Source organism: Actinoplanes sp. NPDC051405 (assembly GCF_055586185.1).
Window position 1 is genome coordinate 368,099 of sequence record NZ_JBVJIR010000001.1, and the last position, 12,362, is coordinate 380,460.

At 70.4% G+C, this 12,362-nt stretch carries 11 protein-coding genes; 5 read left to right on the plus strand and 6 right to left on the minus strand.

Annotated elements, in window-relative coordinates; all coding sequences use genetic code 11:
• Nucleotides 1-14 precede the first annotated feature (14 nt).
• From ACZ6S4_RS01705 to ACZ6S4_RS01720, 4 genes are read right to left on the minus strand one after another with little or no spacing between them, the layout of a single operon-like run.
• Nucleotides 15-1,139, minus strand: a complete 1,125-nt coding sequence (locus ACZ6S4_RS01705; protein WP_465473023.1) for an LLM class flavin-dependent oxidoreductase — start codon at nucleotides 1,137-1,139, stop codon at nucleotides 15-17.
• Nucleotides 1,140-1,155: 16 nt separating this feature from the next.
• The gene (locus tag ACZ6S4_RS01710; protein ID WP_465473024.1) at nucleotides 1,156-1,644 is read right to left on the minus strand and encodes a flavin reductase family protein; all 489 of its coding nucleotides are present in this window, start codon (nucleotides 1,642-1,644) and stop codon (nucleotides 1,156-1,158) included.
• Nucleotides 1,645-1,654: 10 nt separating this feature from the next.
• The gene (locus tag ACZ6S4_RS01715; RefSeq protein ID WP_465473025.1) at nucleotides 1,655-2,830 is read right to left on the minus strand and encodes an LLM class flavin-dependent oxidoreductase; all 1,176 of its coding nucleotides are present in this window, start codon (nucleotides 2,828-2,830) and stop codon (nucleotides 1,655-1,657) included.
• Nucleotides 2,830-3,768, minus strand: coding sequence for an amidohydrolase family protein (locus ACZ6S4_RS01720; RefSeq protein ID WP_465473026.1), 939 nt, complete (start codon nucleotides 3,766-3,768; stop codon nucleotides 2,830-2,832). The genes ACZ6S4_RS01715 and ACZ6S4_RS01720 overlap by 1 nt, the downstream gene beginning before the upstream one ends.
• 102 nt (nucleotides 3,769-3,870) lie before the next feature.
• Between ACZ6S4_RS01720 and ACZ6S4_RS01725 the strand changes: the two genes are divergently transcribed.
• The 3 genes from ACZ6S4_RS01725 to ACZ6S4_RS01735 all read left to right on the plus strand — a co-directional run bounded on the left by ACZ6S4_RS01725 (nucleotide 3,871) and on the right by ACZ6S4_RS01735 (nucleotide 8,172).
• Complete coding sequence (locus ACZ6S4_RS01725; protein WP_465473027.1) at nucleotides 3,871-4,497, plus strand: TetR/AcrR family transcriptional regulator; 627 nt, start codon at nucleotides 3,871-3,873, stop codon at nucleotides 4,495-4,497.
• A 16-nt stretch (nucleotides 4,498-4,513) separates the two neighbouring features.
• Nucleotides 4,514-5,827 (plus strand): MFS transporter, encoded by a 1,314-nt coding sequence (locus ACZ6S4_RS01730; RefSeq protein WP_465473028.1) that lies wholly within the window; start codon nucleotides 4,514-4,516, stop codon nucleotides 5,825-5,827.
• A 125-nt stretch (nucleotides 5,828-5,952) separates the two neighbouring features.
• A complete protein-coding gene (locus ACZ6S4_RS01735; protein ID WP_465473029.1) occupies nucleotides 5,953-8,172 on the plus strand; it encodes a diguanylate cyclase domain-containing protein in 2,220 nt (739 codons plus the stop codon).
• Between the two features lie 278 nt (nucleotides 8,173-8,450).
• On the opposite strand, the gene ACZ6S4_RS01740 is transcribed toward ACZ6S4_RS01735, so the two are convergent.
• Both ACZ6S4_RS01740 and ACZ6S4_RS01745 read right to left on the minus strand, forming a co-directional pair.
• Nucleotides 8,451-9,914, minus strand: a complete 1,464-nt coding sequence (locus tag ACZ6S4_RS01740) for an LLM class flavin-dependent oxidoreductase (protein ID WP_465473030.1) — start codon at nucleotides 9,912-9,914, stop codon at nucleotides 8,451-8,453.
• Between the two features lie 11 nt (nucleotides 9,915-9,925).
• Nucleotides 9,926-10,936: an amidohydrolase family protein gene (locus ACZ6S4_RS01745; RefSeq protein WP_465473031.1), complete on the minus strand. Its 1,011-nt coding sequence runs from the start codon at nucleotides 10,934-10,936 to the stop codon at nucleotides 9,926-9,928.
• Nucleotides 10,937-11,042: 106 nt separating this feature from the next.
• Between ACZ6S4_RS01745 and ACZ6S4_RS01750 the strand changes: the two genes are divergently transcribed.
• The gene (locus ACZ6S4_RS01750) at nucleotides 11,043-11,687 is read left to right on the plus strand and encodes a TetR/AcrR family transcriptional regulator (RefSeq protein WP_465473032.1); all 645 of its coding nucleotides are present in this window, start codon (nucleotides 11,043-11,045) and stop codon (nucleotides 11,685-11,687) included.
• Nucleotides 11,688-11,789: 102 nt separating this feature from the next.
• Entirely contained in the window at nucleotides 11,790-12,296 is a 507-nt protein-coding gene (locus tag ACZ6S4_RS01755; RefSeq protein ID WP_465473033.1) for a flavin reductase family protein, read from the plus strand.
• Nucleotides 12,297-12,362 lie beyond the last annotated feature (66 nt).

A 12,362-nucleotide genomic window follows, 5' to 3' on the forward strand; every position in this document is an offset into this window, starting at 1 on the left:
GGTCGCCTTCCTAGTCAGGAATCGCCGTCCGGCGGGCCGGAGATCGTGTCGATTCCCAGCCGAGGCATGACCTCCCCGGTGAACAGGCGGAACGAACGCCGGAACACATCGGGGTCGTCCAGGGTGCCGAAGATGAAGCGGGCGTGCACGTGCGGCAGGCCCGCGGCCCGGTAGCCGGCGAGCTCCGCGGCGACGGTCTCGGGGCTGCCGACGATCACCGTGCGGCGCAGGAAGGCGCCCTGGCTCTCCGGGCCACCCATCGCGGGCGCGAAGGCACCGGGTTCGGCCTGGTAGATCTTCCGCAGCGACCAGCCGGCCTGCCCGGGGTCGGGCCGCACCCACGGCGCGATGACCATGGGGCCGGCGAGGAGCCGCTCGGCGACGTCCCACGCCTCGTCGTCGGTCTCCCCGACAAGAATGATCTTGGTGTGGATCAGCCAGCGCAGGTTCTCCTCGATCAGGTCGGCCGGATGCCCGCCGCCCTGCATGGCGGCCCGATAGAGCCCGGCGATGCGGCCGGCGCCCTCAGCGTCGAACGGGCCGAGGTGGACCTTCTGCCCGCGCCGGCCCGCTTCGACGATCTTGGCGATGGTGTTGGTGCCGATCGCGTACAGCGGATGCGGTGACCGGTAGGGAGCCGGCATGATCCGGCCCTCCATGACGCCGTACTCGTCGTCGGTGGCGAATTCCAAGGGCGGATCCCCGGCGCCGTGCGCCCAGGCCCGGAGCATCACATCCAGTTTCTGGTCGAACAGGCGGGACCGCTGCTGCGGGGCCAGGTCATGCTTGTGCCACGCCTTGCCCTCCCGGGGCCGCCCGCCGGACAGTCCGAGGATGAACCGCCCGCCGGTGAGCTGGTCCAGCAGGTTGGCCCGCTCCACCAGGAACAGCGGGTGGTGCAGCACCAGCGGCACGACGCTGGTACCCAGGTAGGCGTTGGTCAACCGGCCCGCGAGGAAGGCGGCCATCGTCAGGCCGTCGGCGTACGGCTCATAGTTGTTGAAGTGCTGCTCGCCGACGTAGACCGCGGTGAAGCCGGCAGCGTCGGCCGCCATCGCCTGTTCGATGCCCAGGTTGATGGCGAGCCGGTCCTCGTGCGGCCCGCGCACACCGGGGCCGAGAAAGAGGGAGAAGTACATGGCGGCTCCGATCCGGTCAGCGGGCGGCCAGCGGCGTGTGGGTGCCGAAGGCCCGGGAGTGGTAGGTCAGCGGATCGGCCGGCACGGTCTCGGCGTCGACGACCACGCCCATGGCGACGACGTGGTCACCACCGGGCACGAGGTCGGCCAGCTCGCAGGCCAGCCAGCCGGGAACGCCGGTGATCCGCGGGACCCCGTGGGTCAGAGCCCAGCCGATCCCGTTGAACTTGTCGGTTCCCTTGCGGGCGAAGACCGACGCGAGCGTGTGCTGGTCACGGCCGAGCACGTTGACGCCGAAACGCCGAGTGGTCCGCATGAGGGCCAGGAGATCCGAGCCGCGGTCCAGCGACACCAGCACCATCGGGGGCGCCATCGACAGCGAGGCGAAGGCGCTCACCGTCGTGCCGTGCGGGCGCCCGTCGTCCATCGTCGTGATGACCGACACCGGCGTGCAGACTCCGGCCATGACCTCGCGGAACGCCGCCGTCAGTTCCTGATCGCTCATGGTGCCGTCCTCATCGGAACATCGTGGCCAGAGCCGGTACCGGCTCGGTGGGGCCGAGGTGTTCCGGGCGGATCCGGTCCGGTCCCGGCCCCGGGATCTGCCGGGCCCGCACCAGGGGCATGACCTTCTCGGCGAACAGGTTGAAGCCGCGCCACGCCTCGGCCTCGTCGAAGTCGCCGTACACGAAGCGGGCGTTGATGCCCTCGATGCCGGCATCGGCGTACGCGAGCATCTGGCGGGCCACGGACTCGGGACTGCCGACGAAGGCGGACGCCTGGATCCATTCCGGCGCCGTGAACGTGCTGTTCGCGATGTCGACGGGCCCTTCGACGGTGTCGTCCCACAGCTGTTTCATGGAGCGGGTGTCCTCCAGGCGGCGTCGGGTCGCCACGGAGTAGGTGAAGTTCATGAAGCCGCGCAGCTGCTTTTCCGCAATCTCCCAGGCCTGTTCGTCGGTGTCGGCGATCACGATCGCTTTTGTCACGCTCGACAGGGCGAGGCATTCGGTGCGTACGTCGTCCGGGTGGTCCGCGGCGTCGAGCGCGGCGCGGTAGATCGCCATCTTGCGGGCGGCTTCGACCAGGTTGTAGCGCCCCAGCGCGACCGGCCAGCCCTGCGTGCCCGCGTGCTCGATCGTGGCGTCGGTGTTGGTCGCGAACCCGATGACCGGGTGCTGCCTGCGGTAGCCGACCGGCATGACCCGCAGCGCGAGCACGCCCTCCTCGAGGTCGGTCCGCCAGGCCAGCGGCTCGTCGCCCGGTTCCTTCGCCCACGCCTTGAGCGCCACGTCGATCCGCTGGAGAGCCACGTTCTTGCTGTAGGCGGCGGGGACTCCCCACTGGGACGCGATGAAGGGCAGGTGGCCGGTGGACAGGCCGATGAAGCATTTGCCGCGGTAGAGCAGGTCGATGAGGTTGGCGTGTTCGGCCAGGGAGATCGGATTGTGGTAGGCCAGGTTGACCACTGTGGTGCCGAACCAGGCCCGTTCGAGGCGGCCGGCCAGCATCGCCCCCATCATGAACGGGGAGCTGTAGGGCTCGTAGTTGGTGAAGTGCTGTTCGCCGACGTTGACGAGCGCGAACCCGGCCCGGTCCGCGGCGATCGCCATGTCCTGACAGAAGTTGATCAGGGGCAGATCGTCCGCCGGGCCTCTGCCGGTGGGTCCGAGGAAGCAGCCTACGTACATCAGGAGACCTTCTTTCCGGTTTCGGTGAGCTCCGCGCCGCGAGCGAGCACCGCGTCGGCCTCGGGGGGTGCGAGCAGACTCCGAAGCTCGTTCACGACCCGGGTGGCACTGCCCCACGGGGTGTCCGAGCCGAAGACGAGCCGGTCGACGGCGCCGGCCTGGCGGGCGGCCAGCACCAGCACCGGATCTATCGATGAGGTGTCGAACCACAGCCGGTCGAGGGCCGCCAGCACCGCGGGAGCATCGAAGCGGTCGCCGTGCTGCGCGCCGCGCTCCAGGCTCTCGGCGAGCTTCGACCGGGCCACAAGAAGGTTGCCGCCCATGCCGGCGACCAGGAGACGAACGCGGGGGAACCGCGTCATGACGCCTGCCAGCGCGAGCCGGACGACGGCGATCGACTGCTCGGCGGGCGAACCGAAGACGGGCCCGAGCAGCATCGGGTAGTCCGAGACACCCACGCCGAGGTTGTTCGCCACACCGGGATGGAGGTGGACGAGGGCCGCCCGGGCGTCCATCTCCGCCCAGAACGGATCGAACCGTGGATCGTCGAGCGGGACACCGGCAGCGGAGCAACCCAGACCGATCCCGTCGAACCCGAGTTCGTCGAGGCAGCGGACCGCCTCGGTGACCGCGGCGTCCGGGTGCGGCAACGGCACGGCGCCCAGAGCGCGCAGCCGGCCGGCGTGCCCGGCGACCGTCGCGGCGTACAGGTCGTTGGCGAACTGTGCGGCATCGATCGCGGCCTGCCGATCGGGCCAGTACGGCTGCACCGCGCCGAGGCCCAGAATCTGCGCGTCGACGCCGGCCCGGTCCAGGTCGGCGATCCGCCGGGACTGGTCCTCGGAATGCCGCAGCGGATAGGGCCGGCCGGAGAGCGCGGTGAAACGCGCGCCCAGGACGGCGGGCAGATGATGTGCGTGCACATCGACAGTGACCACGTGATCTCCCCTTGACATGTGAGAAACAAGACTGGACCGGTCTGGTTTGCTCTGTCAAGATGTGACCACCGCCACCAAGATTCATCAACGAGGAGCCCACCCATGGCCGACTCAGTCCGCACACCGCGACAGGACCGCAGCCGCGACAAGCTCGAGCGCATCTACGGCGCGAGCGTCCGGCTCCTCGGCGAGGGCGGCTGGGAGGCCGTCACCGTCGGCGACGTCGAGCGCCGGTCCGGCGTCAGTCGCGGCGCCTTCTACTTACGGTTCCCCAACCGCGAGGCGCTGCTCGACTACACCCACCAGCGTCTGCTCGAAACCGTGAACAGCGCCCATGAGCAGGCTTTCGACCAGGCACGCTCGGCGGAAGCGCCGACCCTGGACGCGGCCGTCCACGCCGCCGTCGGCGCCATTGCCCGGGTCTTCCGGGAGCACGGCCGGAGTCTGCTGCGGCTGGACCGCGGCGAAGAGGGCGGTGCCGGCGCGGAGGCGATGAACCGGCTCAGCCAGGACTTCCGCTCCGTGCTCGAACCGGTCACGGGATCGGATCCCGCGCATCGGGCGCCGCTGGAGTTCGCGACGCAGCTCGTGCTGTCGATGCTGGTCCTGGAGATCCGCCCGCGGGTCACCTTCTCCGAGCACACCGGGCGCGACTGGGACTCGTTCGTCGCCGAACTCTGCTGCGCGGTCACGCACTACCTGCAGGCTCGCATCCCGCTCCCCGACTGAGGACCAGGAGTCACCGATGACCGCAGACCGATCCCTCCTCGAGGGCATCCCCCCGACCCCACCGGCAAGCCGTCCGTCCGTTCGGTTCGTGCTCACCTTCGCCCTGGCCAGTCTCGGACTCTGGATCGCCACCCTGACCCCGGTGATCGTGTCTCTGCCGCTGAAGGTCGCCGAGATCGATCCGGACCGCGGCACCCAGGGCACCACGCTGTCGATGGTGCTCGGCATCGGGGCGGTGTTCGGCATCCTCGCCAACCCGATCTTCGGGCGCATCTCCGACCGCACCACCTGGCGCATGGGCATGCGGCGGCCGTGGCTGCTCCTCGGAGCGGTGCTGTCGGTGCTCGGCGCGGTCGTGCTCGGCCTGTCCTCGACCGTCGTGGCCGCGACGGTCGGCTGGTCGATCAACCAGATCGGCGTCAACGCGACCATGGCCGTCCTGCTCGCCCTGCTACCCGATCAGGTCCCGGTGGAACACCGCGGCCGCATCTCCGGACTGCTCGGGCTCACCCAGGCCGTCGCCGCCGTTCTCGGAGTGGCCCTCGTCGGCGGGCTGTCGCAGGTCTCGCTCACCCTCGCGATCATCGTGCCCACCGTGATCGCGCTCGCTCTCGTCTCGCTCTCCGCCGTCGTCCTTTCCGACCGGCGGCTGGCCAAGGAGGACCGTCCTGTCTTCAGCCTGCGCGAGTTCGCCGGCAGCTTCTGGGTGAATCCTCGCCGGTACCCCGACTTCGGATGGGCCTGGATCAGCCGGTTCGCCATGTTCATGGCGATCTCCTTCGTCCTGAACTACCAGATCTACTACCTGACCTCGCACCTGGGACTCACCGAGACCCAGGCGACGGATCTCGTCCCCCTGGCGATCGGCGTGCAGACGGTCATGGTCATCCTGGTCAGCCTGACGCTGGGGCCGCTTTCCGACCGGCTGCGCCGCCGCCGGCTGTTCGTCCTCATCGCGGCCGTGATCGCCGCCGCGGGGCTCGCCGTCCTGGCCTTCGCCCCGGCGGATCGCGGGTCGATTTCGCTGTTCCTGTTCGCCATGGCACTCATCGGCCTGGGCCAGGGCACGTACTTCGCCATCGACCTGGCGCTGGTCGCCGACGTGCTGCCCAACAAGGATCAGGACGCCGCCAAGGATCTCGGCATCCTCGGCATGGCCAACCTCATCCCGCAGTCGATCGCGCCGGCGTTCGCGCCGGTCTTCCTCGCCATCCCGCTGTTCTCGATGACCGGCGGCGCCGGTCAGAACTACCCGGCCCTGTTCCTTGCCGGAGTGCTGTTCGCGGTGATCGCGGGCGTGACCATCCTGCGGGTCCGCGGCGTGCGCTGAGACGCCCGAGGGCCGGCCGGCAAGGCACGAGGCTCCGTCATCGTCAACTGAGCCACAGACGTGCCGATGAGGAAGACGTGAGTGTGCCCCCGACGGCTGGTAGGGAGAACAGGAGCTTCGCCTCCGTGCTCCGCAGGAGCCTGCGTCCGGCGTTGTGGCCGGTGTGGCTGGTGGGCCTGACGTGGCTGGCGATCGTTGTGCGCTGGACGACCGCGCCGGTGCCGGAGCGGATCGGCCCGTCGCTGGCACCATCGTTGCTGCTGTGTCTGGTGTTCAGCGTGACAGCGGCGGTGCGTGAGTGCGGGAAGGTGCGCCGGCTCTGGCTGTGGTTCGCCGGCGCCTTCACGAGCGTCGCGATCTCGGTTGTGCTGTCGGTCACCGGCGCCACCGGCGGCGACGGCGAACACGTTGCGATGGTGCTCAACTTCGGCCGTATCATCTCTGCCGGCTGCATGCTGGCGGGCATCCTGTGGTTCAGCCACCACGACCGGAATGCCGCACGCCGCCGCGAGCACCGCGCCGACGTCACGACCGTCGTCGGCGCCGGCATCGTGGTCATCTGGTTCTTCGGGCTCGGCCCGGCACTGCGAACAGGTCTGCCCGACCCGGCGGTGCTGTCGTCGCTCGCCGTACCGCTCGCCGACGCGGTCCTGATTTTCGCGCTCTGCTCCGTCGTCATGCGGGGCGGACGCGACGTGCTGCGCGGCGGACTGCCGGTGTTCGTCGGCGGCCTCGTTCTCTCCAGCGTGGCGGACTTCAGCATGCTTCCCGGCATCCTGGCGAACGGCACCGTCACCTGGTCCACCCCCCTGGTCCTCACCGTGGCGACCGCCCAGCTCGCGATGGCCATGGCCGCCGCCATCCACATCGTGCGACCGCGGCGGCCTCAGGGATCCGCGACGGAGACCCCGATGCCCGGTGTCCGGCACCTGCCCTACGCGGCGATCGCGGTGGGATACGTGCTGCTCATGTTCGGTGTCGTCCGCGACGGAAGCCTGGCCGAACTCGGCGGGCTGGTCGCCGGCGCGGTCATCATCACAGTGGCGGTGGCGGCGCGACAGCATTCCGAAGTGCGGCGGAACCGGGAGATGGCCGACCAGGACCACCTCACCGGGCTGGCCAACCGGGGGAAACTCGACAGCAGCGCGGCGGCCGCTATTCGCCTGCACCAGCAGCAGGGCTCGGCGTCCGCCGTTCTCATCATCGACCTCGACGGTTTCAAACAGGTCAACGACACCTACGGCCACGAGGTCGGCGACGGGCTGCTGATCGCGTTCGCGGACATGCTGCGCCGGTCCGTCCGCAGCGGCGACATCGTCGGCCGGATCGGCGGTGACGAGTTCAGCGCCGTCCTGCGGCGCGTCGGCGGCCCCGATGAGGCCACCGAGGTCGCCGCGCGGCTGTTGCAGGCCCTGACCACCGATGTCACCGTCGCCGGCCGGAAGCTACGCATGCGAGCCAGCATCGGGATCGCGATGACAACCTCCGAGGACAGCCTCGCGGTGATCCGGCACCGGGCCGACACGGCGATGTACGCGGCCAAACGCAGCGGCCGGCACGGATACGCGGTGTGGTCCCCCGCGATGGAGATCGCGGACACCGGCAGTACGCCGACCGCCACCCCGATCGCCTCCACGCCGGTGCGGTACCGGCCGATCGCGGATCTCGAGTCCGGTGCTCCCGTCGGCGTAGTGGCGTCGGTCGGCTCGCCGGGAACGCCGAACCGGGGCGCCGCGGGTGTCGAGGAGACCGGCATGCCGGCGCTGGGCGAGGTCAGCGGTCAGCTCGCCGCCTGGCGGGACGCCGGCCACGACGTGTACGCGATGGTGCCGGTGCCCGCCGACCAGCTGCTCGACCCGGATCTGGCCGCGACGGTAGCCGCCGCGCTGATCCGCGCTGGGCTCCCCCTGTCCGCCCTGGTGCTGGAGATCACCGCACCGGATCTGTCGCAGACGCGCGTGCGCCATGCGCTCTCGGCGCTCCGCGGCGCCGGTATCCGCATCGCGGTCAGCGGCTTCACCGGCGGCGCCGCGCTCCGGCACCTCGCCGAGGCGCCGGTCGACGTCACCGTGTTCGACAGCCGGTCCTCGACCAGGTCCGGTGACGGCTTCCGGGCCGAGGCCGTGACGGCGGCAGTGGCGCGTCTCGCGCGGGACCTGGGAGGCGATGTCGTCGCCGAGGCCGTTGACGACCGGGCGCAGGCCGACCGGCTGCAGGCGCTGGGCTTCCGAACCGGCCGGGGCGAGCAGTACGGCGGCTGGATGACCGCCGCGGCCATCAGCTCCTACCTTGCCGCTTCCGACACCGCGCAGCAGCGCTACCGGCCGATCGGCAGGCCCGCGTAGCTCTCGGCCGGCCCGGTCGCGCCCGCCGCGCTGGAGGTCATCCACCGCAGCTGCCACAACTGCAAGCTCGGCGCAGCGCGTCCGCGGAGTAGCGGTCGGCGAGGGCCGGGTTCTGCCGCAGCAAGGTGATCAGCGTCTGCGATCGGTGATCGGGCCGGGCGTGAGGGTCCAGCCGTCCCGCCCGTGGCCGAGCCGGGTGGCCAGCTCCGCCCAGATCCGCTCGAGTGCATGGCGAAACCCCGCGGGTGCCAGGCATAACGGCGCGAGGTGAGCCGGCGTCAAGGCAGGCGTTTGCCGGTCAGCGGGGCCGCCGGGAACGTACCCGCCCGCACGTGGCCGAACATGGCGTCGCCGTCGACGACAGCGGTGTACGACAGCGTCATCGCCATCGGCGTGGTGAGCGAGACCGTCCACCGGACGGTGTCGCCGTCCACCTCGCCGTCGGCGATCGGCACGGTGGACCCGTGCTGAGTGGCGGTGCCGGCGAGCGCTCCGCGGTCCACCGCCAGATCCAGCGTGACGTTCTGACTGCCCATCGGGGTCTCGATGACGGCCGCCCACCGGCCGCTCGGGTCGGCCGCCGGACCACTCAACCGCACCGGCGCCGGCACGGTCTCGCGCACACCCCGGTGCTCCGAACGGATCTCGTCGCCGGACAGGGCCGGCAGCAACTCGGCCGACACCTGGGGCAGCACGCCGCCGACGAAGAGTTCGAAGGACCGGCCGATCTCGGCCGGGTTGTACCCGCCCACGGTGAACCGGGTCAGCACCTGCGTCACGCCGTTCGTCTCGTACCAGCGCAACTGTTCGGCCACCCGGTCGGGGGTGCCCGCGAGGATCCACGACTGGACGTGCACCGCGTTGCGGTTCGCCGGGTCCTGCGCGGCGCCGGGAGCGCTCAGGTCCACCTCGGCCAGTTCGCGCAGGGATCGGCTGTCCACGGACCGGTCCATCAGCGGGTTACGGCCGGCCATCAGCTCGGCCCGTTCCCACGCCTCGTCCTCGTCGGCGCCCACGATCACGTGCCGGGTGACCAGGCAGTGCGCGGCCAGCCGGTCCACCGTCGCGGCGTCGTGCCCGGCCCCGGCGGCTGCCTCGCGGAACATCCGCAGCTTGCGGGCGGCCTCGGTCGGGAGACACGGGCCGAGGAAGACCGGCAGGCCCTGTGCCGCGTACTCGGCGATGGTCGCGTCGGTGTTGGTGCCGACGGCGAGCTGCGGCCCGCCTGCCCGGTACGACACCGGCATCAGCCGACCGGTCATCCGGCCGGTGTCCCAGGGCGTGTCCATGACCAGCGGCGGATCACCGGGACGGTGCGCGAACGCCCGGCGCAACAGGTCGAGCTTGCTTGCGAAGATTTCCAGGCGCTGCGCCGGGTCGAGACCGAAGTTCTCGAAATCCGGGGAGAACCCGACCCGGCCGGCGGACAGGCCCATGATGAAGCGGCCCCGGGTGAGCAGGTCGACGATGCTGGCGTCCTCGGCCAGCCGCAACGGGTGGTGCAGCACCAGCGGCACAATCGTGGTGCCGAACCAGGTGTCGCCGAGGTACGGCGCCAACCGGGCGGCCATGAGGAACGGGTTGCAGTACGGCTCGTAGTTGTTGAAGTGCTGCTCACCGAAGGTGACCATGGCGAACCCCGCCTCGGCGGCCGCGGCGGCCTGGGACAAGCACAGTTCGATGTTGGGCAGATCCTGCTCCGGGCCGAAGGAGAACGGGCCCATGAAGACAGACACGTGCATGTCGTGCTCCCTTATCGATCGTGGCGCGCCGCGACCGGCGCCGGCAGGTTGAGCAGCTGCTGGGCGTTGACGTCGAGGATGGCGTGTTTCTCGGCGGCGGTGAGGTACTCGGAGGTCTCGATGTAGCGCACCGCTTCGGTCAGGGAGGCGAAGATCGCGTCGCTGCCGAGCACGGTGCGGGGCACCCCGAACGTCTGCTTGGCTAGCAGCATGGTGACCGGGGTCTCCTGGGTGCTGGTGTCGTACCAGAACCGCCGGAAGGCCTCCATCGGGTCGTCCGGGTTCAGGGGCAGGTCGCGGATCCAGCTGAAGTAGTTGCCGCCGACGGCGCGGTCGGCGCTGTGGTCGAAGGCGCGGCGCAGGTTACGCTCCAGCCGGGGCCAGAGGTACGGCAGGACCCCGCCGCACACGCCGAACACGAACCTCAGCCCGGGATGGCGGAACGTCAGGCCGGAGAAGACGGTCCGGGTGACGGCTGTCGCGAGTTGCACGGGACTGCCGTACGCCGTGTGCAGCCCCCAGTCGGCGAGCCCCGGGTGGCATGCGGAATTGCTGCCGACGGGGTGGACATAGACGACGGCGTCGTAGCGCGCCAGGTTCTCCCAGAAGGGGGCGAACGCCGGGTCGTCGATCGGTTTGCCGCCGGCCGAGCAGGGCAGCGCGACGCCGGCGAGGCCGAGCTCGCCGAGACAGCGGTCGGTCTCGGCGATGGACTCCTCCACGTGCGGCAGCGCCACGCTCGCGAAGGCCCGGAAGCGGCCACCGTGCCGCTCGACCACGTCGGCGTACACGTCGTTGATGTGCCGGGCGGCGCGCGCGGCGCCCGCCGGCTCGGCCACCTCCGTGTTGAGCCCGATGGCGCTGAGGATCTGCACGTCGACGCCGACAGCGTCCATCTCGTCGCGCCGCTGCGCCAGGTCGTCGGCCTGCCGCCCGGCGAACGAAAGGTCCCTACGGCCGAGTTCCACCAACAGGTCGATGTAGCTGGCTGCCCAGTAGTGGGCGTGCACGTCGATTCTCACGGAGACCCTTTCCGTCACGCTGAGGTGTACGGCAAGTTATCGACTGACTAGTTGGTAAGTCAATAGCCTGGCAACGCACCCTTGACGCACCGTTACCATCAGCTCCATGCCGGAACCGACCGAATCGCCCGCCACCCCGCGTCTCCGGCGCCCCCGCAACCGGTCCGAGCGACAGCTCGCCGAGAGCGCCCGCTGGAAGGCCACGATCGTGCGGACTGCCGCGACGATGTTCGCGCAGCGCGGCTACGCCCAGACCACGCTTGACGCCGTCGCGCGCGAGATCGGGCTCACCCGCCCCGGCGTACTGCACCACTTCCCCTCCAAGGACGCGCTGTTCCAGGCGGTTCTCGACTCGGAGCGCGAGTGGGCGGCCCAGCAGATCCCAGCCGCGACCCCCAACGGAGGGCCGCTCGCGGAGCTGCGGGAACTCGCGCCGTTCCTCGGGCGCACCGAACAGTCCCGGATCCCGTTGCAGCTGGTGCACGTCCTGGAGGGCGAGGGCATCGCCGGCAACGAGGCCGCACTGCGCTACGTCACCGCCCGCCTCGGCTACGTCCATGACGAACTCACCCAACGCCTCATCCGCAGCCGTGAGCTCGGCGACCTGCCCGCCGACATCGACGTGGAGGTCCTTGCCACCCTGCTCGCCGCCACCATCAACGGCCTGCAGAAGAGCTGGCTGCTCGACCCGGACCTGGACACCGCCGCAGCCTTCGACACGTTGCTGCGGCTGTTGGTCCGTACCGCCTGACCCTCGACCGGCCGTCTCGGCCGTCGGTCGCCGGCCTTTACATACTGACTGACTAGTCAGTATGTTGACGGAAGGCGATGGCTTCGCAGGATCGGAGGGTTCATGGCGACCACGATCGAATCCGCGGCGTTCCGGCGGGTGCTCTCCCATTTCTGCACCGGCGTGGTCGTCCTGACCGCGCACGACGGCGACGGACCGGTCGGCATGACGTGCCAGTCGTTCTCGGCCCTGTCACTGGACCCGCCCCTGGTCATGGTCAGCCCGGCGAAGTCGTCGACCACCTGGCCCCGGATTCAGGCGGCCGGCCGCTTCGCGGTCAACATCCTGGGCACCGACCAGCAACACGTGAGCCAGGTCTTCGCCGCCCGGCACGCCGACCGGTTCGCCCACGTGCCGTGGCGGCCCGGCAGTAACGGAGCCCCGCTGCTCGCCGGCGCGCTGGCCCACATCGAGTGCGAGCTCGCCGCCCTGCACGAGGGCGGCGACCACCACATCGCGGTCGGCCGGGCCACCGCCCTCGGCGAATCGGGCTCGGACGGGACCGGCCCACTGCTGTACTTCCGCAGCCGGTACTGCATCCTGCCGGTCGGCGACCAGCGATCGGCGTGACCCGTCAGCCACCGTCAACGATCGCGGTACGCCGGAAAGGTGACAGCCTCATCGGAGACCTCGACG

Excerpts from the sequence above, each read along its gene's own strand:
- ACZ6S4_RS01705 (WP_465473023.1), bottom strand. The coding sequence starts at position 1,139 with ATGTACTTCTCCCTCTTTCTCGGCCCCGGTGTGCGCGGGCCGCACGAG.
- ACZ6S4_RS01750 (WP_465473032.1), top strand. The coding sequence starts at position 11,043 with ATGCCGGAACCGACCGAATCGCCCGCCACCCCGCGTCTCCGGCGCCCC.
- ACZ6S4_RS01740 (WP_465473030.1), bottom strand. The coding sequence starts at position 9,914 with ATGCACGTGTCTGTCTTCATGGGCCCGTTCTCCTTCGGCCCGGAGCAG.
- ACZ6S4_RS01755 (WP_465473033.1), top strand. The coding sequence starts at position 11,790 with ATGGCGACCACGATCGAATCCGCGGCGTTCCGGCGGGTGCTCTCCCAT.
- ACZ6S4_RS01725 (WP_465473027.1), top strand. The coding sequence starts at position 3,871 with ATGGCCGACTCAGTCCGCACACCGCGACAGGACCGCAGCCGCGACAAG.
- ACZ6S4_RS01710 (WP_465473024.1), bottom strand. The coding sequence starts at position 1,644 with ATGAGCGATCAGGAACTGACGGCGGCGTTCCGCGAGGTCATGGCCGGA.
- ACZ6S4_RS01730 (WP_465473028.1), top strand. The coding sequence starts at position 4,514 with ATGACCGCAGACCGATCCCTCCTCGAGGGCATCCCCCCGACCCCACCG.
- ACZ6S4_RS01715 (WP_465473025.1), bottom strand. The coding sequence starts at position 2,830 with ATGTACGTAGGCTGCTTCCTCGGACCCACCGGCAGAGGCCCGGCGGAC.